The organism is Rhizobium sp. WW_1 (assembly GCF_003610155.1).
Taxonomy (GTDB): domain Bacteria; phylum Pseudomonadota; class Alphaproteobacteria; order Rhizobiales; family Rhizobiaceae; genus Rhizobium; species Rhizobium tropici_A.
Genome location: NZ_RAIN01000004.1, coordinates 143,439 through 166,637, shown reverse-complemented (window position 1 = coordinate 166,637; position 23,199 = coordinate 143,439). Strand labels below are relative to the sequence as shown.

Sequence of the window (23,199 nt, the reverse complement as noted above, 5' to 3'; positions counted from 1 at the left end):
CATTTCGTTGCCACGAGATGTCGCTTGCATCGCATTTTCATGCCAGCAATCAACCGTGCGCCAGCCGGCGTCAATCCTTGTGATAAGTGCCTTGCATGGTCACTCCGTCAGCGAAATTACATTGGCCCGCCTGCGACACGCGCCAGGTCGTTGCGGTGAGGCGATCGAGGCTGACCTTGCACTCGTCTCTGGAAAGTTCGGCATGTTCCTTCGTGAGCCCAACTACGCTGTCGATGCCATCTGCATTGACATCGCCTGCGTCGGCGCCGCCAGAGCCGACATAGGTCGAACTGAGCGAGACCGCGAGGAAGCCGTCGACCGGTCCATAGATCACAAGATGCCCCTCGTTGCCATCAGCGCCGTTTGACTGGAAATCTGCCGATATGCCTTGACCGCCTTTGGTTCTGAGCAGTGAGCCGATCTGGTCGTCATAGGCCTGCCGGACGCATGTGGCGTCGCTGCAGGACTGCACTTTGGTAATCCAGCGCCGTTGCCGCTCCCGGATCTTGCCCGCATCGTCGCGCTTTAGGGCGGCGACATAGAGATCTTTCACCATTGCATCCCGGGCAAGCAGCGATTTGTCCTGACAGATCATATGGTCGCTTGCGGACCCAGGTTTTGCACAATCGATCCCTGCCGCGTGGACAGGAACTGCAAACAGGCCGGCGATGACGATTGCCGAGACGGATCTCGAAACTCTCATGAGGTGCCTCCATTCTCCGATATCCAGGCTAACTATCCCTTGTCGCCGCTTCGTAAAGGCCATGCCGGCATCCGCTGCCAAATTCGACAAATGTCGCACCGGCACTTTGAAGTTCGCAGGAGACCTCCTAGTGCCGACTGTTCGGCAACGCGCATGTCGAGCGTCATCCCGTCGGTCTTCCTGATCCTGTCCTTGATCGGGCTCACCCTTCTCGGTCTCTTCCTCTTCGGGCGCCATCGGCTGGACCTCATCGGGGCGGGAATGTCATCGTCGTTCTGTTCTATATTGCGAACTGGAGCGGACTGGCTTGGTCGCGTAGATGACTCCCGCGGCAGCGCCGGCGGGGCGTCAATACACTCTCAAACCATGCCGTTTACTGCCCGGCATGTTTTTAAAGCAGTCGTGAAGCTCGTTGCCGTGCAGTTGTTGGGCGTTGCCAAGATAGGTAGAATTCATCTTTTGGTGCAATCAACTTTCGCGTTCATTTTTCTCGAATCTGCTGAATTTTAGTATCATCAAAAATGGACGCAGACTGAGCGAGGAAATTTCTCTAGTCTCCATCTCGCCCGGTTTCGCGGTGATCGTGTATCGCCAATCTCGAACTATAGCGAGATTGCACATAAGCATCTGATATTATTCAATTGCGGCTCAAGCTTGGCTTGAGCCGTTCAGGAAGATTCTGAAAAAATCCGGTAAACCTGAAAGGATGTAAACATGAACGCGCCTATTGGTTCAGACAACTGGGGCATCGATGCCCTAGTCCCCGACTCATCGAATGCTTTCTGCCTCTCGGCCTCGCCTGCAGTGGCAGTATACAGGAATAAGTTGTATTGTGTGCGCCAGGGACGAGGCGGCAGTGGCTGGGTGTGGTGTGCCACTTTCGATGGCAGTTCGTGGTCGTCGGATCAACTCATCAAGAATGACGACCATGCCTATGGGATCTCCGGCTCGCCGGCCCTAGCTGTCTTCAATGACAAGCTTTACTGCATCCGCCAGGGGCGCGGGAACAGCGGTTGGATCTGGTGTGCCACTTTCGATGGCAATGCATGGTCGGATGATCAGCTCATTCCGAACAATGACCATGCCTATGGGATTTCCGGCTCGCCGGCCCTGGCTGTCTTCAATGATAAGCTCTATTGCGTTCATCAAGGACGCAGTGACAGCGGTTGGCTATGGTGTGCCACCTTCGACGGAAACTCCTGGTCGGCGGATCAATTGATCCCGCACAGCAACAACGCTTATGGTCTTTCCGCCTCTCCAGCGCTCGCGGTGTATAATGGGAAGCTTTATTGCGCGCGTCAGGGCAGGGACGACAGCGGTTGGGTTTGGTGCTCGACGTTTGACGGCAACAGCTGGTCGGATGACAAGCTCATTCCAACGCCGGGCAATGCCTATGGAGTTTCCGATTCTCCGGCTCTGGCAAGCTTCCAGAACAAACTCTACTGCGCCCGTCAGGGCCGCGGTAATAGTGGCTGGATCTGGTGCGCCACTTTCGACGGACAATCCTGGACGAACGATCGGCTGATCCCGAGCTCCAACAATGCCTATGGCATATCGGGTTCTCCGGCACTGGTGGAGTTTAATGGCCAGCTCTATTGCTTCCATCAGGGACGGGGCAACGATGGTTGGCTTTGGTGTGGGGCGCTCCCCTCGGCCTAAATGGAACCACCCGGCTAGCGCAAGGCCTTATCCCATACTGTCGCTTAAGCTAGTCGCGTCCTGCGCTGGTATGGACTTTGTATAACAAGCCTCTAAGGCAACGGTTGTTGCGCATTGGCGACGGGATGCTGCAGGTGTCTCGTCGCCGAGCGAGTCTTGGGAATGAAGTACTCTTTCGCACTGTTTTGCCGCGCTTGGGCCCAAATGGCTTGTCAGTTCGACGGCCCAAGCAGTTAAGGTCTCCAGATTGCTATTCAGGCCGCGTCCTGCCGGTTTTGCCTGACGTACTCCGTGCCGCCTTTGGTGCCCAACGGGTCGAGGTCGACGCGATAGGCAAACATCTTGCGGCTCGCTCTGACGGTCATCGGAATAAGCAGGGGTAGAAGCAAATCCCTTATAAACAGGCTGAGCCGACTGTTTTTCCGTTTCCGCGAGGCGCTTTGCCGCGTCAGTTTCACCACTCGCGCGATACGCGGGCGCCGCAGGGCTTCATAACGAGCGAAGGCGGCGCCGAAGTCGAGCGTATCAGCGAGGCAGGATGACAGGACCACGGCATCCTCTATGGCCATCGAGGCGCCCTGGCCGGCATGCGGACCGATGGCATGCGCGGCGTCTCCGAGCAGCGCCACGCGCCCCTTCGACCAGGCGGCAAGCTGCGGCATATCGAAGAGGGGATAGCTGCGCTCGATTTCATCGACTGCGCTCAGTATCGATTTGTTGGGCTCGGGATTGTCGACGTGCATCCGGCGAACGTGGGCCGCCAGCGCCGTCGGCTCCAATACGCGCATCGCATCGGGCGTATCGGCAGGAAAGGAATCGAACCAGTAGACAGGATGGGATGCTGTCTTGATGTAGCCGAAGAACGCCTTCTCTCCGAAGGTCATGCGCATGATGCCATCCGTATCCGGTATGTCCGTATCGACGATGCCTCCCGTGCCGATCAGGCCGGTAAACTGCGGTAGGGGATAATCGGGAAAGACGAGCGTGCGGACGGTGGATCGCAACCCATCGGCGGCAACGAGCAGGTCAACGGCAAGACCTGCACCTTCTGAAAAGGTGAGCATGACCGCATGCGGCTGGCTATCAACCTTCGTCACGCGCCGGCCGAATTGCAGGAGGATGCCGTTAGCCTGGCATTTTTCGATCAAGATGGCGGTCAGAGCGCCACGTTTGATCGTGACGGCCGGCATACCAAAGGTTGCCGAATGGTCGCTCTGATCGATGAGTGCGAGCCTTTTGCCACGCGCGTTGAGGAGCTCGATGGCGCGGGTCTCCAACCCCTCGCGCAATACCGCCTCGTGGCAGTCAACCGCCCGCAGTCCGTTCATGCCGTTGGAGGCAAGCGTCAGAAACACCCCTTCAGACAAGGCGGCTTCCTTTGAGCGGGCTTCGAAGACGATCGGGCGAAAGCCGAGCTTTGCGAGTCGGAGGGCGAGCACGAGCCCACCGATGCCGGCACCGCATATGCCGATCGTCGTCTCTACGCTCGTTGCTCGATTACCGGTTGCGGTATGTTCTTCAATAGGGCACATTGGTTCTTCCTTCAAATAGTTTGATAAATGAATTATTCGATGATCGAACAAAAGTCAAATGAAGAGGCTGAACGCCTCTCGGAAGCGATTGGATTTGCCTGTATGCGCTGGCAGGAGGCGACCGAGAGCTTCGATGAAACCTTCGGCAAGCTGCATGGGTTGAACAGCGCCGAGCGCCGTTGTCTGAGCGTAATCATGCGCGCGCCGCAGCCGGCGAATGCCGTCGCCAAGGCCATCGGGCTTGCGCCGCCATCGGTGACGGCGCTGATCGATCGTCTGTCCGCCCGCGGCCTTGTCCATCGCATTTCCGATCCGAGTGACCGGCGTCGCGTGCTGGTGGCGCCGTCCGAAATGGCCGTCAAAGTGGGGATGGAGGCGTATGGCCCTATCCAGGAGGCCGGCATGCAGATGCTCCGGCAGTTTTCCGAAGCGGAGAAGCAAGTGGTCCTGCGCTTCATTAGGCAGGCCATCGAGATGCAAGAGCGGGAGCTCGAGCGGTTATTGCAGCAGGACAAGGGCTGATTTCTGCCGCGGAAGCAGACACGCCGAACCGTGAGGGCGGTATCTTGAACTCGACTGCGCGACACCTCATCTGAGTAGTCACACCACAATCTGTCGAACCGACAGCCTCCTGCTTTCCAACAGTCGCTGCCGTTCCTCTATGCGACGCGTCCGCGTCGGAGGAGTTTTTATGGGCTTCATTGATCGTGACATCCAGCCGTCATCCGATGCCGGGCTGCTGGACGCCTATTCTCAATCGGTATCGAGTGCCGTCGATCTCGTCGGACCGGCCGTCAGCCGGATCGAGCGCTTGGGCGGTCGTGCCGGGCATGGTTCCGGTTTCGCTATTTCTCCCGATGGCCTCGTGGTGACCAACAATCACGTCGTCGACGACGCCAAGACGGTGCGCATCAAGACCCCCGAAGGAGCGATTGTCGAAGGACGGGTGCTCGGGCGCGATCCGGATACCGACCTTGCGCTCATTCGCGCCAATGATTGGCCCGGCAATTGGGCGAAGCTTGGGGATTCCAAATCGCTGAAACGCGGTCATATCGCGATTGCCATCGGCAACCCACTTGGCTTCGAATGGACCGTGACGGCCGGCATCGTCTCGGCGCTCGGAAGATCGATGCGCGCCGCAAGTGGGCGGCTGATGGAAGACATCATCCAGACGGATGCCGCTCTCAACCCCGGCAATTCCGGCGGCCCGCTGGTCTCATCTGCTGGCGAGGTGATCGGCGTCAACACCGCCGTCATTCAGGGTGCGCAGAGCATCGCATTCTCGGTCGCGTCGAACACGGCCAAGCATGTGGTGTCCGAAATCCTGCGTTTCGGCCATGTCCGGCGTGCCTATATCGGCATTGCCGCCGATACAGTCGAGCTGCATCGGCGCATCGCTCTGGAGGCCGGCGTCACGCATTCGACAGCCGTACGCCTGCGCCGCGTCGAGAAGGATAGTCCTGCCGAAAAGGGCGGCTTGCAGGAGGGGGATTACCTGCTTGCTATCGAGGGTCACCCGGTCTCGGGGATAGACGATGTCGTCCGGCTACTCGATGGAGACAAGATCGACACGGAGATCGAGGTGTTGCTCTTCAGCGTCGGCGGTTTGATCGAGCGCAGGCGGGTGAAGCCTTCGACGCGGCCGGCAATCTAACGCCCAGGTCGATCGATAGTATCGGTAGCATGTAGTTTGACGCTGCCGATTGCTTGTTAGCCCCTGCCGACGAGCGGCATTTTCGTTGCCATAACAGTCATCGAAAGAACGTTGGCGTCGAGCGGCAGAGTTGCCATATAAACGACGGCGCGGGCGACATGTTCTGCCGATATTGTCGGTTCGGCTGCCGTCTCGCCGTTTGCCTGCAGCACGCCGGCACTCATCCTTGCCGTCATGTCGGTGGCGGCATTGCCGATATCGATCTGGCCGCAGGCGATATCGAAGGGACGGCCGTCGAGCGCCGTCGATTTGGTCAGCCCGGTGATTGCATGCTTCGTGGCTGTATAGGGTGCCGAATGCGGTCGCGGCGTCGTTGCCGAGATCGAGCCGTTGTTGATGATCCGGCCGCCCTGCGGCACCTGGGCCTTCATCAGGCGGAAGGCCTGCTGCGTGCAGAGGAAGGCGCCCGTGAGGTTCGCGCCGAGAATGGCGTTCCATTGCTCGAAGCTCAATTCCTCCATTGGTACGGCCGGCAGGCCCATGCCGGCATTGTTGACCAGAAGGTCGAGACGGCCATAGCGGCTCGAGATGGCGTCGAAGAGGCTACGGACTGAGCTGGGATCGCTGACATCGGCCGTAACCGCAAGAAATTCCGCCCCCGTTTCTTCGTTGAGCTCGCGTGCCGCCCGTTCGAGAACATCGGCTCGGCGCCCAGAGATGACGACCTTGAAGCCGGCCGAGCCGAGCGCTCTTGCGATGGCGCGACCGATGCCCGTACCGCCGCCGGTCACGAGTGCGATTGCGTTCTGTGTGTTCGATGCTACTTCCGTCATGCAACTCTCCCGTCGAGCTCGTCTTCGATATGCGCCTGCAGGATCTCGTCAAAGCTCTGTTCTGCCCTGAAGCCGAGGTCGCTCGCGCGCTTGGCGTCGAATTGTGTCGCCCAGCCGGCGACGATCCGCTCGATCACCGGGTCAGGCTCGCGGCGGATGAGTGCAACCGCCTTGTCGCCGCCGACACGACGCAGCGCATCGATCTCATCGGAAACGAGTGCCGAAAGCCCGGGCATGGTGAGATTGCGCCGCGGCCCGATCTTCGCGGTGTCGAGCGTCGCGGCATGGACGAAGAAGCCGACGGCCGAGCGTGGGCTCGCAAACCAATGCCGCACCGTATCGCTGACGGGCAGAATGGCTTGCTTGCCGGCAAGCGGTTCGCGCAGGATGTTAGAAAAGAAACCGGACGCCGCCTTGTTCGGCGCGCCGGGCCTCACGCAGATGGTCGGCAACCTGATGCCGATGCCATCGAAAATGCCGCGTCGCGAATAATCGGCGAGCAGGAGTTCCGTGATCGCCTTCTGGGTGCCGTAGCTGGTCAGCGGCGCCGTCAGGAATTCGTCGCCGATGATGTCGGGGAAGGGCGTGCCGAACACGGCGATGGAGGAGGCGAAAATGACACGCGGGGTATAGGTGGATTTCAGGCCTTCTTGGCGAATGGCTTCGAAGAGCGCCCGCGTACCGTCGAGATTGACCGTATAGCCTTTGTCGAAATCGGCCTCGGCCTCGCCGGAGACGATGGCGGCGAGGTGGAAGATCATGTCCGGGCGGTCTTCGATGAGCTTTCCCGCAACGCCTGGTGTTGCAAGGTCAATCGTCAGAGCCTTGGATACGGGGTTAAGCGCCTCCGGCACCGGCGGCTGGAAGGCATCGACCAGCGTCAGGCGATCGATGGCGCTCCCGAGAATTTTCGGCTCGGCGGCAATGCGGTTGACAAGCTTGCGGCCAACCATGCCCGCAGCGCCCAGGATCAAAACATGCATGTCGGCTTTCCCTCCAATAGGCTGATATCAGTGTTCGGGAAATTCCCGATTGAATCTCTTCAAAGGCCTTCAGGCATTTGGAATGCCGGCCGGGCTTTCATCTGTATGCCTGCAGCCAGGTGAGACCTGCGTCCGTCGTGGTTGCCGGCCGATATTCCGCACCGATCGGCTTGTCATAGCCGAGGATGCCCAGAAAGCGCAGAATATGGCGGTAATCGATTTCCCCATGATCCGGTTCGCGCCGATCCGGAACGGCGGCGATCTGGATATGGCCGATGGCGGCAAGGTGTTCCCGCAGCCTGTGCGTCAGGTCGCCCTGCATGATCTGGATGTGATAGCAATCGAACATCAGCTTGAGATTGTCGGCACCGACAGCAGTTATGATATCGAGCGCCTGATCCGCCGTCCGCAGGAAGTAGTCCGGCGCGTCGCGATGGTTGAGCGGTTCGATCAACACGGTTGCGCCCACACGATCAGCGCGCTCGCAGGCATAGCGGAGATTGCCGAGGAAGGCGGCGCGTGCTTCGTCGCCGGTAGCCTTGCCGGCCATCACATGCACGTTGCGCGCGCCGATGGCGGCCGCATAGTCGATCGCCTGATCGATGAGGCGGCGTGCTTCACCTTCTCGTCCTGGAATCGCGGCAAGCCCGTTTTCGCCGGCTGTGACATTACCGCGGGCGGTATTGAGGCCAAGCATGGGGAGGCCGGTCTCCTCCAATGCCCGACGCACGGCCTCCGGTGGTGTGTCATAGGGGTAGTGGCACTCCACGGCATCGAATCCGGCGGCCTTTGCGGCGCGGATCGCATCGGGAAGGGAAAGCTCCTGCCACAGGAATCCCAGGTTGGCGGAAAAGGTTGGCATGTTCAGTCCCACTCCACGTCATAGGTGCGAACGAGATCGGCAATCTGCGCATCTGTCAGCAGCGAGGGATTGGCCCCGCGGGTCAGCATGGCAAGCTTTGCCGTCTCCTCCAGTTCTTCTATCGCATAAACAGCCGCTTCGAGATCCTTTGCTGAGACAACAGGTCCGTGTGCCGCCAGCATCACGGCGCTGCGCTTGCCCGCAAGGCCGCGGATGGCATCACCCATGGCCGGGTCGCCCGGCATGAAATAGGGCAGCAGCTTCACCTTGCCGAGCTTCATGATCGAATAGGCCGTCAGGGGCGGCAGCATGTTGTCCGGATCGACGCCGGGCAGAACCGAGAGCGCAACCGAATGGCAGGAGTGGAGATGCACCACGGCGCCGGTCTTTTTCGGCCGCGTCTCGTAGAAGGCGACATGCAGCGGCATTTCCTTCGTCGGCTTGTCGCCGCCGATCAGGCGCCCTTCGCCATCGAAGAGCGAGAGGCGGGCGGGATCGAGGCGTCCGAAGGAACTGCCTGTCGGCGTCACCAGCAGGCGTCCATCGCTGAGGCGTGCAGAAATATTGCCGGAGGAGCCGGCGGTCAGGCCGCGATCGTAGAGCGACTTGGCCATCATGCAAATATCTTCGCGCACTGCTGCTTCTTCGCTCATGCCGCCTCCAGCCGGTCGAAGGCATCGGTGAAGAAAGCCTCACCACCGAAATTGCCTGATTTCAGGGCGAGCGCGATCGTTTCTCCCCCGACAGTCGCGAAGGTCCAAGGCACACCAGGCGCTATTTCCGGCCCGATCGCCAGATGCTTAACGCCGAGCGCCTGTGTGATCGCGCCGGAGGTTTCGCCGCCGGCAATGACGAAGCGGCGCGTGCCGCGATCGAAAGCCACACGGGCGATCTCGGAAAGAGCGTCCTCGACGACCTGACCCGCCTTGTCCCGGCCCAAGCACTCCTGAGCTCGCCGTACCTCGTCAGGCTCGGCGGTGGCGTAGATGAGCTTTGGCGCATCGGCGCGCTGTTGACGCAGCCATTCCAGTGCGGCACTGGCGCCTTGATGACTGAGCGCGATCGGGTCAAGCCGTAGGCTGGCGACTTTGCCGGCATAATTGGCCACCTGCCGACGTGTCATGGCGGAACAACTGCCGGACAGGACGATCGGGGCGTCACCAACTTTTGGCGGTGTCTGGCGATGTGTGGAGAAGCTTACCAGCCCTTGTTCCAGGTAGAATTGCGGAAGCTGGCCGGCGATCGCGCTGCCGCCCGTCAGCAGAGGCATGTCGAAGGATGCCGCGGCAATCGCGCGGAGATCGCCGTCGCAAACGGCATCGACGATCACATGCCGGATGCCATCGCTGTTTAATTGCGCCAGTCGTGCCTTCAGCGCTGCCATGCCCTTCGAGACGGTATTGTGGCTGGCAAGACCGACTGCGCCGTTCACCTGCGGCGTCAGAAGCCGGACGAGGCTCGAATCGCGCATCGGCGTCAGCGGATGGTTCTTCATCGGACTTTCCGACAGAAGCTGCTCGCCGACGAAGAGATGGCCCATGAAAACGCTACGGCCGTTTTCCGGAAAGGAGGGGCAATAGATTGTCTGGGTCGCGCCGGTCTCCGCCATCAGCATGTCGGCGATCGGGCCGATATTGCCTGCGGCCGTGCTGTCGAACGTCGAGCAATACTTCCAGAAGAAGCGGCTTGCGCCTGCTTCCTGCAGCCAGTCCAGCGCCTGCCGGGCCTGTTCGACGGCGATCTCGGCCGGGACTGTCCTGCATTTCAAAGCGATGACTTCGAAGGCGGCGGTCTCGTTCCGATCGCGCCTTTCTTGCGGAATGCCGATCCGCAGCGAAACGGGTAATCCGCTGCGCGCAAGCAGCGCGGCAAGATCGGTCGCCCCGGTGAAGTCATCGGCGATGCAGCCAAGCACAAGCGTCATGGTCTAGTCCTTCACGCCCGGCAGGCTGGCGCCGCTCTTGCCCGCCAGGATTTTTGCGACCGCAGCGTCGTCTTCGAGACCAAGACCTGCCTCCGATGCCTCCATGAAGAGATTGAGCGCGGCGGTCGCAAGCGGCGTGACAGCTCCGGCTCGGTCAGCCTCGGAAGTCACGATGCCGAGATCCTTGACGAAGATGTTGACTGCCGAGCGTGGCGTATAATCGCCGGATACGATGTGCTCGCCGCGGTTTTCGAACATCCAGGACGAGCCAGCGGAAACACAGATCACGTCATAGAGCGTCTTCAGATCGATACCGGCCTTGGCGGCAAGCGTCATCGCCTCGGCCGTCGCGGCGATGTGTACGCCGGCAAGGAGTTGGTTGATCATCTTGACCTGTGAGCCGGCCCCGGCACGCTCTCCGAGCCGAAAAACTTTGGTCGAGATGGCGTCGAGCACCGCGGATGCCTTGTCAAATGCCTCGGGCGCTCCGGAGGCCATGACGGTGATCTCGCCTGCAAGCGCGCGGACGTGACCGCCGGAAACAGGAGCGTCGATAACAAGCATGCCGGATGCTTCCAGCCGTTCGGCGATGGCAATCGTGGCGCTCGGAGCCATGGTGGTGCAGAGCAGGAATGTGGTCGAGGGCCGCGCGGTTTCCAGAGCGCCATTTTGCCCGAACAGCACGTCCTCGACCTGTTTGCTGTTGACGACATAGACGAGGATTGCCTCGGCGTCCTCAGCGGCAGACGCCGGCGTCGTGCAGGGTGTGCCGCCGTTCTCGGCAAAATGTGTCAGAACCTCGCTCCGAACATCACACCCGCGCACGGCAAAGCCCGCCTTGAGGAGCGAAAGGGCAGCTCCCCAACCCATGGACCCCAGCCCGATGACGGCGACCTTCTTCGTGTGCTGCACGGCGTTACCTCAGTGATTTCAGAAATGTTACCGATACCGGTATCGATAACAAGCCTCAATTTGCCGCCTATTGTCAATAGGTCGATGTTTGCCTTTTGCGGGAAACATTCTATGAAGAAGGGCGGCAATGTGTCGCCCGCCATGGTTCATCGAGGGTCGCCTGGGGATGCGTAAACCCACTCTGGAAGAAGTCGCGATTGAAGCTGGTGTCAGCAAGATGACGGCATCGCGCGCGCTTCGCGGCGTGGCCGATGTCTCCAGCGAGACGCGCGACAGGGTCGTCGAGGCGGCGACTCGGATGAACTACGTCGGCAACCGGCTGGCGCTTTCGCTCTCCTCCCAGCGCACCAATCTGGTCGCCGTCGTCGTTCCCAGCATGTCGAACATCGTTTTTCCCGAAGTGCTCGCCGGCATTTCCGCCGGCCTCGACGGTTCCGGCATGCAGGCCGTGTTCGGTATCTCCGATTATGACGTGGCAAAGGAACGCGAGATCATTCGCGATATGCTCTCCTGGCAGCCATGCGCCATCATCGTCACCGGGCTCGATCAGCCGGAAGAGACCGTGGATTTGCTCCGCCGTGCCAATATTCCGGTTATCCAGCTTATGGATCTCGATGGTACGCCGATCGATTTCAATGTCGGCTTATCGCATGGGGCGGCAGGGGAGGATATGGCCAAGGCGCTGATTACAGCGGGGCGCAGGCGATTCGGTTATGTCGGCAGTGCCCTTGAAAGGGACTTGCGCGCAGGCAAGCGCAAAGCCGGCTTCGAACGCGCGATGCGAGCCCATGGTTTGGAATTTGCGGAACAGCGGACAGATGATGCGTTTTCTTCGATCGCGCTTGGAAAGCAACTGACGATGGCGATGCTCGCGGCGGTGCCGGATCTTGATTGCATCTATTATTCCAACGACGACATGGCGAGCGGCGGGCTGTTCGCCTGCATGCAGTTGGGTGTTGCCGTGCCCCAAAAGATCTTGATCGCCGGCTTCAACGGGTTGGATCTAGTTAACTCTCTGCCGGCGCCGATCGCCACGTCCCGCTCGCCGAGGCGCGTTATCGGCGAGGTCGCTGCGCAACTGGTGCGCCAGGCGGTGACGACAGACCAGGATGCGGCGCGGAAAACCATCACGTTCAAGCCGACAATCGTGGGAATCGAAGGCTGCGAAGCCGCCGAGAGCACTTCCTGATCCCTTCGCGATGCCGCCCTTGCGGGTGCGCGATGAGAGTCCAAACCTTGCCGGCGGGCGATGGGGACCAATATCCCTTTCGTTGATTGACTGAATCCGGGAACGGTGGCGCCCTGTGACCGTTTCTTTTGTTCGGCATTGCTACTCCCCCTCAAGCAAAAGGACTTCGAGGATGCGTTTCCCCCAGCCTGTGATTTTCGCCTTTGTCGCCAGTGCTATAGCTGCCCCTTCTTCGAGCGTGTGGGCCTCCGGCTTTCAAAACATCGTCGTTTCGGCGAAGGAGGATTCGGATGCCGCTCAAAGCAACTTTGCCCCCAATACTCCGAAGATCTTTGTTTCAGCCCATCTTACGAAGGAGGTGCCGTCAGGCAGTGACGTGAATATTGCATGGATTGCCGTCGACACGGGCGGAGTGGCGCCGCCGAATTACAAGATCGACAGCATCGATCTGCATATTGGTTCGCTGACCAACCATGTGAAATCCGCGATGACCGAACCGAACAATGGCTGGCCCGTCGGCAGCTACGAAATCCAGTTTTCTGTGAATGGCAAGGTGATGGAAACGACCGATTTCACCATCAAGTAAAAAGCATGGAGGCCGTCGAGCGGCGAAACCGGATCGTGTTATCAGGGACCATGGCGGGCTGTTACAAAGTTGTCATTTCGTACGCATGATACTAATCTGAACAGCATTGAGGGTTGGTAATTCATGCACGACGATTCGATCCTGCCGACAGAGATCGCTGTTTCACTTGGCTTGATATGCAATATCGGCGCGCCGCTCGTGGCTTTTTGGGTGGCGGGGAAATTGCCTCGCTTCCGCCTCTGGATTCATGGCGCTGCCTTCGTCACGATCCTCGCTTCGCCGCTGATGGCGATGATCCTCGGCTTACCTGATCTGTTGCCGGAAGAAGAAGAGAGTCCGGGCGCGCGTTTTGCCTTTCTGCCCCTGATCGTTGAAACAGCCATCATCGTTCTGCTCTATTGTCTGGCCGGGGCAATGTTTCTTTCTCAGTCAGTCCATTCGGCAATCTCGGATTGGCACGGCGCAGATCGGCTGCCGCAATCGGCCGCGCGTCCTCGCCGCCAAGGCAGTTCCTACCTCTCAAAGCGTCCAAAATCGCGATAGATGCCGATCAACCGTGCATTGGATCGCCGCTGGCGATCAAATTGCTTTTGAGTTCATTTGGCCGAGTGTCCGGGATTGCTTGTCGATATCGGCGACGCGGAATCTCGATCGATAGGCTGCCGGGGGCAAGCCGACGCCGGCGCGAAAGTGGTGACGAAAGTTCGTGGCGCTTCCCAGGCCGATCTGTGTCGCAATCACCGAAACGGGCAGGCTTGTCTCCTCCAGGAGTTCGCGCGCGCGGGCGAGACGCTCGTTTTGAAGCCATTCCCCCGGTGCGCTCCCCGTCACCTCACGAATATGGCGTTGCAGGCTTCGCACACTGATGCATGCCTCATCGGCCATGCGCTGAACGCTCCATTGTTGCGCTAGGCTGCCGCGGATCGTATCCAGCAGCGCGGACAGCCGCGTGGTGCTGCGGGCGGCAACCGGCCGCTCGATGAACTGTGTCTGACCTCCTTCGCGATGGGCCGCAATGACAAGCCGCCGCGCCACGCTGTTGGCGGCCTTTGCGCCAAAATCCTTGCGCACGACATGAATGCAAAGATCAAGCCCGGCGGCACTGCCGGCTGATGTCAATATGTCGTCTTCATCGACATAGAGGGAATGCGGTTCGACATCGATGTCCGGATAAGCCGTGGCCAGTCTTTCGAGATGATGCCAATGGGTTGTGGCGCGCTTGCCGGACAGCAGGCCAGTTTGAGCCAGCACGAAGGCTCCTCCGCAAATCGACACCAGCCGTGCGCCCCTCGTATGCGCCTTTCTGAGCGCATCGAGGAACGGTGCTGGTGCTTGAGTATCCGGGCCGCGCCAACCCGGTATGACGATCGTGTCGGCTCGATCGAGAATTTCGAGACCACCGTCGGAACTGACGGTGAGCCCGCCGGCTCCGCGAATGGCGCCCGGCTCTATTGCCGCCGTCGCGCAGCGATACCAGTTCGGCCCCATTTCCGGCCGCGACAATCCGAACACCTCGAAGGCGCAACCGAATTCGAACGTGCAGAGCTGGTCATAGACGGTAATGGCGACGAGCGGATTGATGTTTTTTGGCATGATCCTTGCGGTAATGGCTTTTTCGGCCACTGGCAATAACCGTCTTCGCGCGGCACTATGGCTCTTCGGATCGGCTGGCGATCTCTGCTATGCGATTGAAAAAGAGGAAGGGTGGTTCGGATATGAGACTGATTGGAATGCTGGATTCGCCTTTTGTCAGGCGCGTGGCGATTTCATTGCGGGCGCTCGATATTGCTTTCTTACACGAGCCGGTTTCCGTTTTCAGCGCCTTCGATGCCTTTGCGCATATCAACCCCGTCGTAAAGGCGCCGTCTCTCGTCACGGATGATGGGATCGTCTTGATGGAATCGAGCCTGATACTCGAGCATGTCGAGCGCATAGCCGCGCCGGGACGCAGCCTCATGCCTGCCGATCTGCAAGCTCATGCCCGCTCTCTGCGTATCATCGGTCTTGCGCTGGCGGCCTGCGAGAAGACGGTTCAGATCGTCTACGAGCACAATCTGCGCCCCACCGAGAAGCAGCACCAGCCATGGCTCGATCGGGTTCACGGCCAACTCGCCGCGGCATATCGTCTGCTGGAGGCGGAAATGCCGCAGGCCGGTTCCTGGCTCTTCGGGTCGCGGCTTCTGCAGGCGGATATCACCAGCGCCGTCGCGTTTCGCTTCACGCGGGAGATGCTGCCCGATGTCCTCGATACCAGGTCCTGCCCGCGTCTTCATGCACTTTCGGTACATGCCGAGGAGAGTGCGGAGTTTCGCGCCTTTCCCTTTAGCTGAGGCGTCCTGCCCGGAGGCGCGTCTTGGCTTGCGATGGCGGGTGTAAGCGGGTTCCGGGTGTGTTCAGGCGGAGTTCATGCGAATCGGCGTATCCCTATCCCCGTCCACAAGACATGAAATGGGGGTAAGGAAATGCTTGAAGGTTTGGTACGGATTTCGCGTGTCGCCGTGATCGGATTGGCCGCGTTGCAACTGATGACCTCCGTCGCGGCGGCTCAATATTATGGCGGCGACGACGGTTATGCCCCGCCGCCCTGGCAGCGTGACCAGGGCCGGGACTGGAGAGGCCCGCCACGGGACCGGGATCGTGACAGAGGCTGGGATCGTGATCGTGGCTGCGACAGACGTGAACTGATGCGGGCCGCGCGAGCGGAAGGTTTCCGTCGCATCGACTCCATCGATAGCAACGGGCGCCGCATCGTCGTTCGTGGCTGGAACGATGGTGGCCCGGACCGCATGGTCTTTGGCAATCGGCGTGGCTGCCCGGTTATCGGATGACGCTGGATACGGCACGTAAGCGGAAGCCGAGTGCGGATCGGCCTCCGCTTACTTCACGGTAGCGCATGCTTTCGACTGGCTGAAAGGCATGCGCGTGCCGCTACTGTTGAACTTTGAGATGGCTTTTGCGCTCGCCTTTCAGGCGGCAGCGACCGTTGGTCGTGCGGCGATGGCGCGGGCGTCCTGTCCAGGTTCTGCAGTTATTCCGGTCGCGATATCCTGTGGCTTGACCCGGAACTGCCAATATATGCCCCAGGGATCTCTCACCCGGCCACAATCATCCGGGCATTCTTTTCCGAGCGCGTGACGCAAACGGCTCGCTTCGTCTTCCGTCGCACATTCGATGGTGATGGACGACCTGTGATCCGAGCGATCGAACGGACCTGCTTCAAAACCCATATAGGGACAATTTCCGAGCGTGAAGCCAGCGAATTTCACGCTGCCAGCCGGCCCGTTCGGACTTTCGGTCAAGATATTTGAGACCCAGCCGGCGGACGAACCCGGGATAAGCGACGCATAAAGTTCGATCGCTCTTTCCATGTCATGCCGAAACCAAAGATGCTGCCTGACCTTCATCATGTCTCGCTTTCTACAAATCTTAGCTGGATGGCGCGCGACATGAAGGAGGCGTGCTTGCCGTTCGCCGAATAAAATTCATGCCGCCGATGACCCGCTTCTTGTTGAGCGGTATCACCGACGGCATGCTGAAGAGTTGCTTCTAACCGTTCGTGCTCACCCCTGCGGAGCGCGGACGGACACGCAACACTATTTCTCTGCAACTCTACCAGCGAGGGCCATCACATAGTCGTCGGCGATATCGGCCAAGGTCAAAGCGATCTCCGGCTCATTCCAGCCGGCAGCAAGTACCATTTGAACGAAATCGCGAAAGGCTACTTCGAGGACTTCTTCGCGCTCTACTGCGCGATATGCGTCATTGACGGGATGCTGCGGCTTGCTGATCTCTATAGTCTGGCGAGTAGATACCATTGCTGTTTTCCCTAAGACTTGCCCCGGTGGACGCAGGGTACATTCACCAAACACTGAGGCTTTGATGCCGATCAACTATTCCCCTTCATTTTTAATGGGTTACGCATCATATGTCGTTAGCCGTGCATCCGGAAACTTGCAGCAGCGTCCATTTTCGCATTTGCTGAAGTGCGATGTTCCGGTCGGAATATGGGGCGGTGGGGGGAGCGATAGAATCGAAGGCGCGAACCGTTCGGCCGCGCTCCAGCTCAAGGGCAATCAAGGTCTGTCGTTCAGTGATAATAGCCGAGGGTCTTCAGCCATTCGTCGAAAGAGTGGCTGCTGTCGGAGGACGCGGGCGATACAATCTGTCCGAGATAGCGCGGAATCGTGAGATTTCGGGCTTCGCGGGGGCTGTAACCGAATTCTTTGCCGAATGCCCGGCTGAAATGCGCCGCGGACGAAAATCCGACGGCAAAGGCGATGTCGACGATCTGCTCGCGATTGGCTGGGTCGCTGAGCGCGGCGTGCGCCGACAGAAGCCGGCGGCGCTGGATGTAGTGATGCACGCCGCCATATTGTTCGAATATCTGATAGAGCCTGGTGCGGGATATGCCGAGTTCGCGACATATGCGCTCGACCGACAGGTCGCCCGAGGTCAGATTGCCTTCGACGAACCGGCGCACCCGCTCGGTCAGGGCGACGGTGCTGTGTTGCTCGGTGCCGGTCGATTGGGCCGCTGAAGTGGAAACGGAAGCGACGATCATGTTACGCAGAGTCTGGACGACATGCGGTAGATCGGTGGCTGCAAAGCGCGGGAGGTTGCTCTCGACGCTATCGAGGAACTCGATTAGCATGTTGGTGAATACGCCGCAGAGAGCGATGTTGTTCTCGATCTCGACCGGCGTGGGGACGTCGAACAGCAATGCTCTCGGCAAAAAAAGCGAGAGGTTTTTTGCTTCGGTCGAGCGCCCCCGGAAGGGATGTCCCAGCGATCGTAGTTCCACCTTGCCCGGCTCGCCTTCCAGAACGTGGCCATCGACCTCGGTCCATGTCCGGCCGCTGCTCAGCACTGAAATGTGCCAATGATCGATGTGATTGGCTTTTACCTTCGCTTGCGAGCGCATGTAGCTGTGGGGCGGGGTGTCCTGTTGGACGATAAGCATGCCTCCGAGATTCCAGGCAATATGGTCGGCGGCAAAGCCGGCTTCAGGCGAGACATTATCCGGCAGCCGGATGTCGGCCAAGGGGGCAACATAGGCCTGCCAGGCGGCAAACTGCCCGGCCGGTTCGACGCCGCGTGTCGAGAACCGCAAAGGCTGCAAGGCCGGTGGCAAGACTTCCGCTGTTGCCGCCTTCTCCGGTCGCGGAAAGCGGCGGCGCTCCGAGTGCAAGGCTTTTCTGTCCTTGCGCCACTGCGCGTCCTTCGTCTCGCTTGACGCAGATTCGGATCGTTCCTCGCTCCGCAAATCAGACAATCCGGTCTCCTCGAACACCGCAAGTACAGAGTACGGGCATCGCCTCGGCCCTTCATCCGTGAGCAAGGCGCGGCTGCCCCTTGTTTCGATCGGGTCGGGTCGAAAACTTATCCTGTGTTGATTTCTTCGGCGAGCCGATATGCCGCAATTCTCGCCGTGTCCCTAGCTTTTTCACATATTTAAGACCTTCATTTGTTGCGTCTTTTCGAAAAAGCAAGCCTTGCGGGCCGCCAAACCCTTGTTCCCGCTACAATTGTCCTAAAATGTGATCATTAGTGAGGCGAGGATGTGCCGTGCTGGTACATTTTACAGGCCGAATGCGGCGCCACGATCGCATCCTTCTTCCGAGAGCAACCAAGAAAATTCCGCACCATATCGGCGACGTTGCGGAGCCGATCCGAAACTATTGCGTTTTTGTCTTGTCCGGCTTGGCACGGCTTTGCCGCTATCGTACGTTCCCCAAGCTCTTAACAGCGCGTCTTGCGAGCGGCTGATACCGTTTTTCGCAGGTCCTATGCGTGGTTTGCATTTGCCCATCGCGCCAAGCTTGCCTACGCAGATATCAACTGCAGTATTTGGAATGAGACATGACCGAATCTTCGATAATCCCCGTCTTTGATGGCCACAACGACGCGCTGCTTCGGCTGCGCCGCGGCGGCCCGAATGCCGCCGAAGCCTTCCTGAACGGCGAGGCTGCTGGGCATATCGATCTGCCCCGTGCCCGTCGCGGTGGTTTGGCCGGCGGGCTTTGCGCCATATTCATCCCGTCGCCGGATCAGCCCAAGGCTGAGAACGCCGATTTCGCCACGCCTGGCCAGCCGGATGCACTGAACGAAACCCTGGCGATGGCCCGGCTTCTCTTTGCGATCGAAGCCCAGTCCGGGGGAGCGGTGAAGGTCTGCTGCTCGGCCTCCGATATCAAGCGCTCGATTGCCGAAGGGCAATTTGCAGCCGTATTTCACATCGAAGGCGCGGAAGCGGTAGCGGCTGATCTCGACGCCCTTTACGTCCTGCATCAAGCCGGCCTGCGCTCACTTGGACCGGTCTGGAGCCGCTCCAACGTTTTTGCCCACGGCGTGCCTTTTAGGTTTCCCTCTACACCCGATATCGGCCCCGGCCTGACCGATGCGGGCAAGGATTTGATCCGTGCCTGCAACGAGCTGAAGGTCATGATTGACCTCTCGCATATGAACGAGCAGGGGTTCTGGGATATTGCGAAGCTGTCGAATGCGCCGCTGGTCGCTTCGCATTCAAACGCGCACGCGCTTTCTCCGCATAGCCGCAATCTGACCGACAAGCAGCTCGATGCGATCCGCGATACCGGCGGTCTGGTCGGCATCAATTTCGGCGTGCTCTTCCTGCGTGACGATGGCGTCAGAAACGCGGATACGCCGCTCGAACTCCTCGTTCGTCACGTTGCTTACATCGCCGAGCGCATAGGCATCGACCATGTGGCGCTTGGTTCCGATTTCGATGGCACGACCATTCCGCAGTCGCTCGGAGATGCCGGCGGTCTGCCAAAGCTGATCGACGCCATGCGAGCGCACGGATTCGACGACCGGTCGGTGGCAAAGATCGCCCATCAAAACTGGATTCGCGTCCTAGAACAGACCTGGGGTGGCTGAGACAGGTCAGTCCTTCGTCACTGCCTTCCGTAAGCTGAGGCTCAGGCTCCTAGCGCTCGATGAGATTGATCGACAAAGGATGCATGGGCCGCAACGTCACCTTCATGACGGGCTTGGGTGAAGGCTCGTTCGAACCGGTCACGCGGAATTTTTGCAGCAGCACGGCCAGGATCGCGACTGCCTCCATCATCGCAAAGCCATTGCCGATGCAGACACGCGGGCCGGCGCCGAAGGGCATGAAGGCGTAGCGATGCCGGCTCCTGGCTGCTTCATGCTCGAAGCGGTCGGGGTCGAAGACCTGTGGATCTTCCCAGATGTCGGCGTGGTGATGGACGGCGTAGATCGGCACGTAGATGACGGTGCCGGCCGGGATCGTATAGGAGCCGACGGTAAATTCGCTTGTTACCTCGCGCGAGATGATGGGTGCCGGCGGATAGAGCCGCATGGCTTCGGAAAAAACCTGCCTCGCATAGGTGAGCTTGCTCACATGCTCGGCCGCCAATGGGCCGCCCTCGGTCACGGTGGCGATCTCTTCGAAAAGCCTCGCCTGACAGTCGGGATGGCGGGCAAGAAGATGGAAGGTCCAGGCAAGGCCGAGCGCCGTCGTTTCATGTCCGGCTGTAATAAAAGTCATCAGGTTGTCGATGATCTCCTCGTCGCTCATCATCCGGCCGGTCTCGGGGTCGGCCGCGCCAAGCAGCATGGAAACCAGATCGCTGCGTTCCTCGCCGCCGTGCCGCCGCCTGGCGATCACGGCTCCAAGCGTCGCCCGCAGGAAGGCGACGGCCGATCGCGCCTTCTCTTTGCCGGGATGAGGCGTCCAGCCGGGCAAGCCAAGCAGGCCAAGCGCGAATTTCCAGCCTGTCGGCTTCAAAAAATTGGTGATGTTGCGCTCGACCTTGTCGACATCGATGCCATCGCCGCCTGACATCATCGTCTCGACGATAATATCGAAGGTCGTCCGCATCATTTCCTGGCACAGATCGAGGGAAGTGTCCCCATGGGAGAGCCAGAGGTCGCGCCGGCGCTGGGCAGCCGTGATCATGGCCGGTTGCAGTTCCAGCAGCTTTTCGTGGCGAAAGGCGCCTGCTACGGATTGGCGCTGCCATTTCCAGTCGGCGCCGTTGGAGGTCAGTATGCCATTGCCGAGCGCCGGACCCAAGACGCGGCGCACATCCTCGCCTTTGTCGAGCGCATCGGAGTTGCGGACCAGCGCCTGATAGATGAGTTCCGGCTCGGCAAGATAGACCCGCAATTTGCCGCCCATCCGGGTGAAAACTGCGGGTTCGGTGAAGATTTCCGGCGGTAGCGCGTCGAGCGGATTGCGGATCAGCGATAGCAAGACATGCGGCATCGACCGTGGGGTAAGGGGAAAGGTCGTTTGCGAGAGGGCGGCCGCGTTGACACGTGTATTCATCCTTCAGTCTCCTTGTTCATCTCCGCGGATGCCTGTAGATCAGGATTAAGGTATCTGCCTTAGAGAATAATAAGGTGGACACCTTAGAGCTTCAAGGGGGAAGAGCATGCCGACAGGCAAAAGCGAAAAGACGGGAGCTGCATCACGGCCCGACACGCGCGAACGGATACTCGCATCCACATTGTCGCTCTTCAACCATAAGGGCCCGGAAGGGGTGACTACGGCAGAAATCGCCAAGTCCGTGCGCATCAATCAGGGCAATCTCTATTATCATTTCCGCACCAAGGAATCGCTTGTCCTGGCTCTGTTTTCGCGCTTCGAGACCGGTGCGTTGGCGCTAGTCAGGCAAGCCGATGCGGTTCAGGGGTCGGATTCGAAAGCCTATGCCGGATTTCTGAGGCGATGGTTCGCGCTCGTCTGGACCCATCGCTTCCTGTTTCGCGATATTCCCGGTCTGCTGGCAATCGCACCGGGGTTGAGGGCGCCGATCCTGATGGTCAGTGCCGGCATGCGACTATCAGTCGATATCATCTTCCAGCGGATGGAGGATAGCGACCTGATCAGCGTCGCCGCGAGCGACCGCAAAGCGCTGATGACCAATATGTGGATCGTTTCAACTTACTGGGCTGTCTATCTCGGCCTTCAGGAGGGGATAGGCGAACTGACGCCTCAGCATGTCCATTGGGGGCTTAGCCAGGTTGCGAGCTTGCTGCGTCCCTATCTTTCGCCTCAGGCGAGGGCGGATCTGGACGAAATGCTCGCAGAGCCTTTTGCCTGAAGCCCGCGCGGCAAGTCCTTGCCGTCAACCGCTCGGCCGGTGAACAAAGAATCTCCGAAGCCAGCCAAAATCAGACGAATTAATCTACTAAAAGCATAGAGTTTATATCTAATAGTCAGATGTGTCGCAGGGCCGTCTGCCCGTCAGACGACGCTTGCGATGGATCGTGAGGATCGCGACGATGAGACTTATCACACGGCTTGCGCTGTCGGCCGTTACTCCGCTGTTTCTTGCGCAGGCGGCGCTGGCCAGCGGTGTGAATGGCGCCCCAGCGCCCTTTGACAAGGGTGGCGTGAAGGTGGCTCTGGTCAGCTACATATCCGCGGGCGACTTCTTCCAGGCCTATCAGGCAGGCGCCGAAGCGCAGGCCAAGGCGCTCGACATCGATCTGCGCATTTTCCCCGGCCGTCAGGACGCCGCTGCTCAGCGCGAGCAGATCCTGCAGGCGATCAATCTCGGCGTCTCCGCCATCGTTATCGACCATGGCCTGCCGGAATCGCTTGGCGATGTCGTCCAGCAGGCGCTCGATAAGGGCATCAAGGTCGTTGCTTTCGACGTCAATCTCAACAATCCGAAGATCCCGCAGGTCGAGCAGAGCGATCACGAGCTCGCCGATCTTGCGTTGAAACAGATTGCCAAGGAAAACGGCGACAGCTTCAAGGCGGGTTATGTCTATGTTGCCGGTTTCGCGCCGCTCGACCGCCGCAACGAGGTCTGGGAAACGTTCAAGAAGCAGAATGCCGGCGTGGTCGAAAAAGCCCGCTTCGGCAATGTCAGCGACACCACGGCGACGTCGACGGCCGATCAGGCCAAGGCGGCGCTTGCGGCCAATCCCGATATCACCGTTATCTTCGCCCCCTATGACGAATTTGCCCGCGGCGTGAAGCTCGCCGCTACGGATCTCGGGATCGCGAACAAGCTGAAGATCTATTCGGCTGATGTGTCCACGGCCGATATCCAAGAGATTACCGAACCGGGTAGCCCATGGGTCGCAACGGTTGCGACCAATCCTGCCGTCGTCGGCGCCGTTTCCATCCGTGCTGCCGCATTGCAGATCGCAGGCCAGCAGGTTCCGCACCAGATCACCGTGAGGCCGACGCTGCTGACGCAGGAAGGACTTCGCGCCGCCAACGTCCAGACGATCGAGGAGCTCGCCAAGAAAGTTCCGGCCTTCAACACCAGCGACGCAGTGACCGCCAACTGGATTCCGGACAAGCTTTTCTAGGAATCGTCTTCGATCTGTCGGCGGGGCCTTCCGATCCCGCCGGGT

At 59.7% G+C, this 23,199-nt stretch carries 25 protein-coding genes; 12 read left to right on the top strand and 13 right to left on the bottom strand.

The features are described from left to right. Positions 1 to 70: 70 nt before the first annotated feature. Positions 71 to 703, bottom strand: a complete 633-nt coding sequence (locus BJ928_RS13890) for a hypothetical protein (RefSeq protein ID WP_047629880.1) — start codon at positions 701 to 703, stop codon at positions 71 to 73. A gap of 153 nt (positions 704 to 856) precedes the next feature. Here BJ928_RS13890 and BJ928_RS13885 point away from each other — a divergent pair, with 153 nt between their 5' ends. Both BJ928_RS13885 and BJ928_RS13880 read left to right on the top strand, forming a co-directional pair. Beyond that, the gene (locus BJ928_RS13885) at positions 857 to 1,213 is read left to right on the top strand and encodes a hypothetical protein (RefSeq protein ID WP_047629876.1); all 357 of its coding nucleotides are present in this window, start codon (positions 857 to 859) and stop codon (positions 1,211 to 1,213) included. A 204-nt stretch (positions 1,214 to 1,417) separates the two neighbouring features. After that, positions 1,418 to 2,362 (top strand): hypothetical protein, encoded by a 945-nt coding sequence (locus BJ928_RS13880; protein ID WP_147413909.1) that lies wholly within the window; start codon positions 1,418 to 1,420, stop codon positions 2,360 to 2,362. Between the two features lie 254 nt (positions 2,363 to 2,616). On the opposite strand, the gene BJ928_RS13875 is transcribed toward BJ928_RS13880, so the two are convergent. Continuing rightward, entirely contained in the window at positions 2,617 to 3,894 is a 1,278-nt protein-coding gene (locus BJ928_RS13875) for an NAD(P)/FAD-dependent oxidoreductase (protein WP_052227540.1), read from the bottom strand. A gap of 39 nt (positions 3,895 to 3,933) precedes the next feature. On the opposite strand from BJ928_RS13875, the gene BJ928_RS13870 reads away from it, so the two are divergent. Both BJ928_RS13870 and BJ928_RS13865 read left to right on the top strand, forming a co-directional pair. Then, positions 3,934 to 4,416 carry a MarR family transcriptional regulator gene (locus BJ928_RS13870; protein WP_047630461.1) on the top strand — a complete coding sequence of 161 codons (483 nt, stop codon included), beginning with the start codon at positions 3,934 to 3,936 and terminating at the stop codon, positions 4,414 to 4,416. Between the two features lie 169 nt (positions 4,417 to 4,585). Further along, the gene (locus BJ928_RS13865) at positions 4,586 to 5,548 is read left to right on the top strand and encodes a trypsin-like peptidase domain-containing protein (RefSeq protein WP_047629873.1); all 963 of its coding nucleotides are present in this window, start codon (positions 4,586 to 4,588) and stop codon (positions 5,546 to 5,548) included. Between the two features lie 56 nt (positions 5,549 to 5,604). Here BJ928_RS13865 and BJ928_RS13860 read toward each other — a convergent pair whose 3' ends face one another. The 6 genes from BJ928_RS13860 to ltnD all read right to left on the bottom strand — a co-directional run bounded on the left by BJ928_RS13860 (position 5,605) and on the right by ltnD (position 11,062). Further along, on the bottom strand, positions 5,605 to 6,381 hold the full coding sequence (locus BJ928_RS13860) for an SDR family oxidoreductase (protein WP_047629870.1): 777 nt from the start codon (positions 6,379 to 6,381) through the stop codon (positions 5,605 to 5,607). Continuing rightward, positions 6,378 to 7,364: a D-erythronate dehydrogenase gene (denD, locus tag BJ928_RS13855; RefSeq protein WP_047629867.1), complete on the bottom strand. Its 987-nt coding sequence runs from the start codon at positions 7,362 to 7,364 to the stop codon at positions 6,378 to 6,380. Before denD ends, BJ928_RS13860 begins: the two co-directional genes overlap by 4 nt. Positions 7,365 to 7,461: 97 nt before the next feature. Then, positions 7,462 to 8,226, bottom strand: coding sequence for a TIM barrel protein (locus BJ928_RS13850; protein WP_047629865.1), 765 nt, complete (start codon positions 8,224 to 8,226; stop codon positions 7,462 to 7,464). 2 nt (positions 8,227 to 8,228) lie between these two features. After that, entirely contained in the window at positions 8,229 to 8,879 is a 651-nt protein-coding gene (otnC, locus tag BJ928_RS13845; protein ID WP_047629862.1) for a 3-oxo-tetronate 4-phosphate decarboxylase, read from the bottom strand. After that, on the bottom strand, positions 8,876 to 10,150 hold the full coding sequence (gene otnK / locus BJ928_RS13840) for a 3-oxo-tetronate kinase (protein WP_047629860.1): 1,275 nt from the start codon (positions 10,148 to 10,150) through the stop codon (positions 8,876 to 8,878). Before otnK ends, otnC begins: the two co-directional genes overlap by 4 nt. A 3-nt stretch (positions 10,151 to 10,153) precedes the next feature. Next, a complete protein-coding gene (gene ltnD / locus BJ928_RS13835) occupies positions 10,154 to 11,062 on the bottom strand; it encodes an L-threonate dehydrogenase (RefSeq protein WP_047629858.1) in 909 nt (302 codons plus the stop codon). 166 nt (positions 11,063 to 11,228) lie between these two features. Between ltnD and BJ928_RS13830 the strand changes: the two genes are divergently transcribed. From BJ928_RS13830 to BJ928_RS39335, 3 genes are all read left to right on the top strand, one after another. Next, positions 11,229 to 12,251, top strand: coding sequence for a LacI family DNA-binding transcriptional regulator (locus BJ928_RS13830; protein ID WP_047630460.1), 1,023 nt, complete (start codon positions 11,229 to 11,231; stop codon positions 12,249 to 12,251). A gap of 115 nt (positions 12,252 to 12,366) precedes the next feature. After that, positions 12,367 to 12,837, top strand: a complete 471-nt coding sequence (locus tag BJ928_RS13825) for a hypothetical protein (RefSeq protein ID WP_245432303.1) — start codon at positions 12,367 to 12,369, stop codon at positions 12,835 to 12,837. Positions 12,838 to 12,960: 123 nt separating this feature from the next. After that, positions 12,961 to 13,380 (top strand): hypothetical protein, encoded by a 420-nt coding sequence (locus BJ928_RS39335; protein WP_047629855.1) that lies wholly within the window; start codon positions 12,961 to 12,963, stop codon positions 13,378 to 13,380. Positions 13,381 to 13,416: 36 nt separating this feature from the next. On the opposite strand, the gene ftrA is transcribed toward BJ928_RS39335, so the two are convergent. Then, positions 13,417 to 14,430: a transcriptional regulator FtrA gene (gene ftrA / locus BJ928_RS13815; RefSeq protein WP_052227576.1), complete on the bottom strand. Its 1,014-nt coding sequence runs from the start codon at positions 14,428 to 14,430 to the stop codon at positions 13,417 to 13,419. 89 nt (positions 14,431 to 14,519) lie between these two features. Between ftrA and BJ928_RS13810 the strand changes: the two genes are divergently transcribed. Beyond that, entirely contained in the window at positions 14,520 to 15,167 is a 648-nt protein-coding gene (locus BJ928_RS13810) for a glutathione S-transferase (RefSeq protein WP_348628212.1), read from the top strand. Positions 15,168 to 15,299: 132 nt separating this feature from the next. Continuing rightward, a complete protein-coding gene (locus BJ928_RS13805) occupies positions 15,300 to 15,665 on the top strand; it encodes a hypothetical protein (protein WP_047629851.1) in 366 nt (121 codons plus the stop codon). 138 nt (positions 15,666 to 15,803) lie between these two features. Here the strand turns inward: BJ928_RS13805 and BJ928_RS13800 are convergent, their stop codons facing one another. The 3 genes from BJ928_RS13800 to BJ928_RS13790 all read right to left on the bottom strand — a co-directional run bounded on the left by BJ928_RS13800 (position 15,804) and on the right by BJ928_RS13790 (position 18,025). After that, positions 15,804 to 16,244 (bottom strand): VOC family protein, encoded by a 441-nt coding sequence (locus tag BJ928_RS13800; protein ID WP_245432301.1) that lies wholly within the window; start codon positions 16,242 to 16,244, stop codon positions 15,804 to 15,806. Positions 16,245 to 16,430: 186 nt separating this feature from the next. Next, positions 16,431 to 16,652 (bottom strand): hypothetical protein, encoded by a 222-nt coding sequence (locus tag BJ928_RS13795; RefSeq protein WP_047629846.1) that lies wholly within the window; start codon positions 16,650 to 16,652, stop codon positions 16,431 to 16,433. 272 nt (positions 16,653 to 16,924) lie between these two features. Continuing rightward, complete coding sequence (locus BJ928_RS13790) at positions 16,925 to 18,025, bottom strand: helix-turn-helix domain-containing protein (RefSeq protein WP_047630458.1); 1,101 nt, start codon at positions 18,023 to 18,025, stop codon at positions 16,925 to 16,927. A gap of 671 nt (positions 18,026 to 18,696) precedes the next feature. On the opposite strand from BJ928_RS13790, the gene BJ928_RS13785 reads away from it, so the two are divergent. Then, positions 18,697 to 19,734 (top strand): dipeptidase, encoded by a 1,038-nt coding sequence (locus tag BJ928_RS13785; protein ID WP_047629843.1) that lies wholly within the window; start codon positions 18,697 to 18,699, stop codon positions 19,732 to 19,734. Positions 19,735 to 19,783: 49 nt separating this feature from the next. Here BJ928_RS13785 and BJ928_RS13780 read toward each other — a convergent pair whose 3' ends face one another. Then, positions 19,784 to 21,088, bottom strand: a complete 1,305-nt coding sequence (locus tag BJ928_RS13780) for a cytochrome P450 (RefSeq protein ID WP_245432339.1) — start codon at positions 21,086 to 21,088, stop codon at positions 19,784 to 19,786. Positions 21,089 to 21,257: 169 nt separating this feature from the next. Between BJ928_RS13780 and BJ928_RS13775 the strand changes: the two genes are divergently transcribed. Continuing rightward, positions 21,258 to 21,929 carry a TetR/AcrR family transcriptional regulator gene (locus BJ928_RS13775; protein ID WP_082011790.1) on the top strand — a complete coding sequence of 224 codons (672 nt, stop codon included), beginning with the start codon at positions 21,258 to 21,260 and terminating at the stop codon, positions 21,927 to 21,929. A 181-nt stretch (positions 21,930 to 22,110) separates the two neighbouring features. Beyond that, on the top strand, positions 22,111 to 23,154 hold the full coding sequence (locus tag BJ928_RS13770; protein WP_047629838.1) for a substrate-binding domain-containing protein: 1,044 nt from the start codon (positions 22,111 to 22,113) through the stop codon (positions 23,152 to 23,154). The last annotated feature ends 45 nt before the right edge of the window (positions 23,155 to 23,199 follow it).

What these genes read in the sequence shown, in the direction of transcription:
- BJ928_RS13870 (WP_047630461.1), top strand. Translation starts at nt 3,934, where the DNA reads ATGATCGAACAAAAGTCAAATGAAGAGGCTGAACGCCTCTCGGAAGCG.
- BJ928_RS13770 (WP_047629838.1), top strand. Translation starts at nt 22,111, where the DNA reads ATGAGACTTATCACACGGCTTGCGCTGTCGGCCGTTACTCCGCTGTTT.
- denD (WP_047629867.1), bottom strand. Translation starts at nt 7,364, where the DNA reads ATGCATGTTTTGATCCTGGGCGCTGCGGGCATGGTTGGCCGCAAGCTT.
- BJ928_RS13860 (WP_047629870.1), bottom strand. Translation starts at nt 6,381, where the DNA reads ATGACGGAAGTAGCATCGAACACACAGAACGCAATCGCACTCGTGACC.
- BJ928_RS39335 (WP_047629855.1), top strand. Translation starts at nt 12,961, where the DNA reads ATGCACGACGATTCGATCCTGCCGACAGAGATCGCTGTTTCACTTGGC.
- BJ928_RS13880 (WP_147413909.1), top strand. Translation starts at nt 1,418, where the DNA reads ATGAACGCGCCTATTGGTTCAGACAACTGGGGCATCGATGCCCTAGTC.
- BJ928_RS13885 (WP_047629876.1), top strand. Translation starts at nt 857, where the DNA reads ATGTCGAGCGTCATCCCGTCGGTCTTCCTGATCCTGTCCTTGATCGGG.
- BJ928_RS13785 (WP_047629843.1), top strand. Translation starts at nt 18,697, where the DNA reads ATGACCGAATCTTCGATAATCCCCGTCTTTGATGGCCACAACGACGCG.
- BJ928_RS13830 (WP_047630460.1), top strand. Translation starts at nt 11,229, where the DNA reads ATGCGTAAACCCACTCTGGAAGAAGTCGCGATTGAAGCTGGTGTCAGC.
- BJ928_RS13810 (WP_348628212.1), top strand. Translation starts at nt 14,520, where the DNA reads ATGCGATTGAAAAAGAGGAAGGGTGGTTCGGATATGAGACTGATTGGA.
- otnK (WP_047629860.1), bottom strand. Translation starts at nt 10,150, where the DNA reads ATGACGCTTGTGCTTGGCTGCATCGCCGATGACTTCACCGGGGCGACC.
- BJ928_RS13850 (WP_047629865.1), bottom strand. Translation starts at nt 8,226, where the DNA reads ATGCCAACCTTTTCCGCCAACCTGGGATTCCTGTGGCAGGAGCTTTCC.
- ftrA (WP_052227576.1), bottom strand. Translation starts at nt 14,430, where the DNA reads ATGCCAAAAAACATCAATCCGCTCGTCGCCATTACCGTCTATGACCAG.
- BJ928_RS13775 (WP_082011790.1), top strand. Translation starts at nt 21,258, where the DNA reads ATGCCGACAGGCAAAAGCGAAAAGACGGGAGCTGCATCACGGCCCGAC.
- BJ928_RS13890 (WP_047629880.1), bottom strand. Translation starts at nt 703, where the DNA reads ATGAGAGTTTCGAGATCCGTCTCGGCAATCGTCATCGCCGGCCTGTTT.
- BJ928_RS13795 (WP_047629846.1), bottom strand. Translation starts at nt 16,652, where the DNA reads ATGGTATCTACTCGCCAGACTATAGAGATCAGCAAGCCGCAGCATCCC.
- BJ928_RS13800 (WP_245432301.1), bottom strand. Translation starts at nt 16,244, where the DNA reads ATGATGAAGGTCAGGCAGCATCTTTGGTTTCGGCATGACATGGAAAGA.
- BJ928_RS13780 (WP_245432339.1), bottom strand. Translation starts at nt 21,088, where the DNA reads ATGCCGCATGTCTTGCTATCGCTGATCCGCAATCCGCTCGACGCGCTA.
- BJ928_RS13875 (WP_052227540.1), bottom strand. Translation starts at nt 3,894, where the DNA reads ATGTGCCCTATTGAAGAACATACCGCAACCGGTAATCGAGCAACGAGC.
- otnC (WP_047629862.1), bottom strand. Translation starts at nt 8,879, where the DNA reads ATGAGCGAAGAAGCAGCAGTGCGCGAAGATATTTGCATGATGGCCAAG.
- BJ928_RS13805 (WP_047629851.1), top strand. Translation starts at nt 15,300, where the DNA reads ATGCTTGAAGGTTTGGTACGGATTTCGCGTGTCGCCGTGATCGGATTG.
- BJ928_RS13865 (WP_047629873.1), top strand. Translation starts at nt 4,586, where the DNA reads ATGGGCTTCATTGATCGTGACATCCAGCCGTCATCCGATGCCGGGCTG.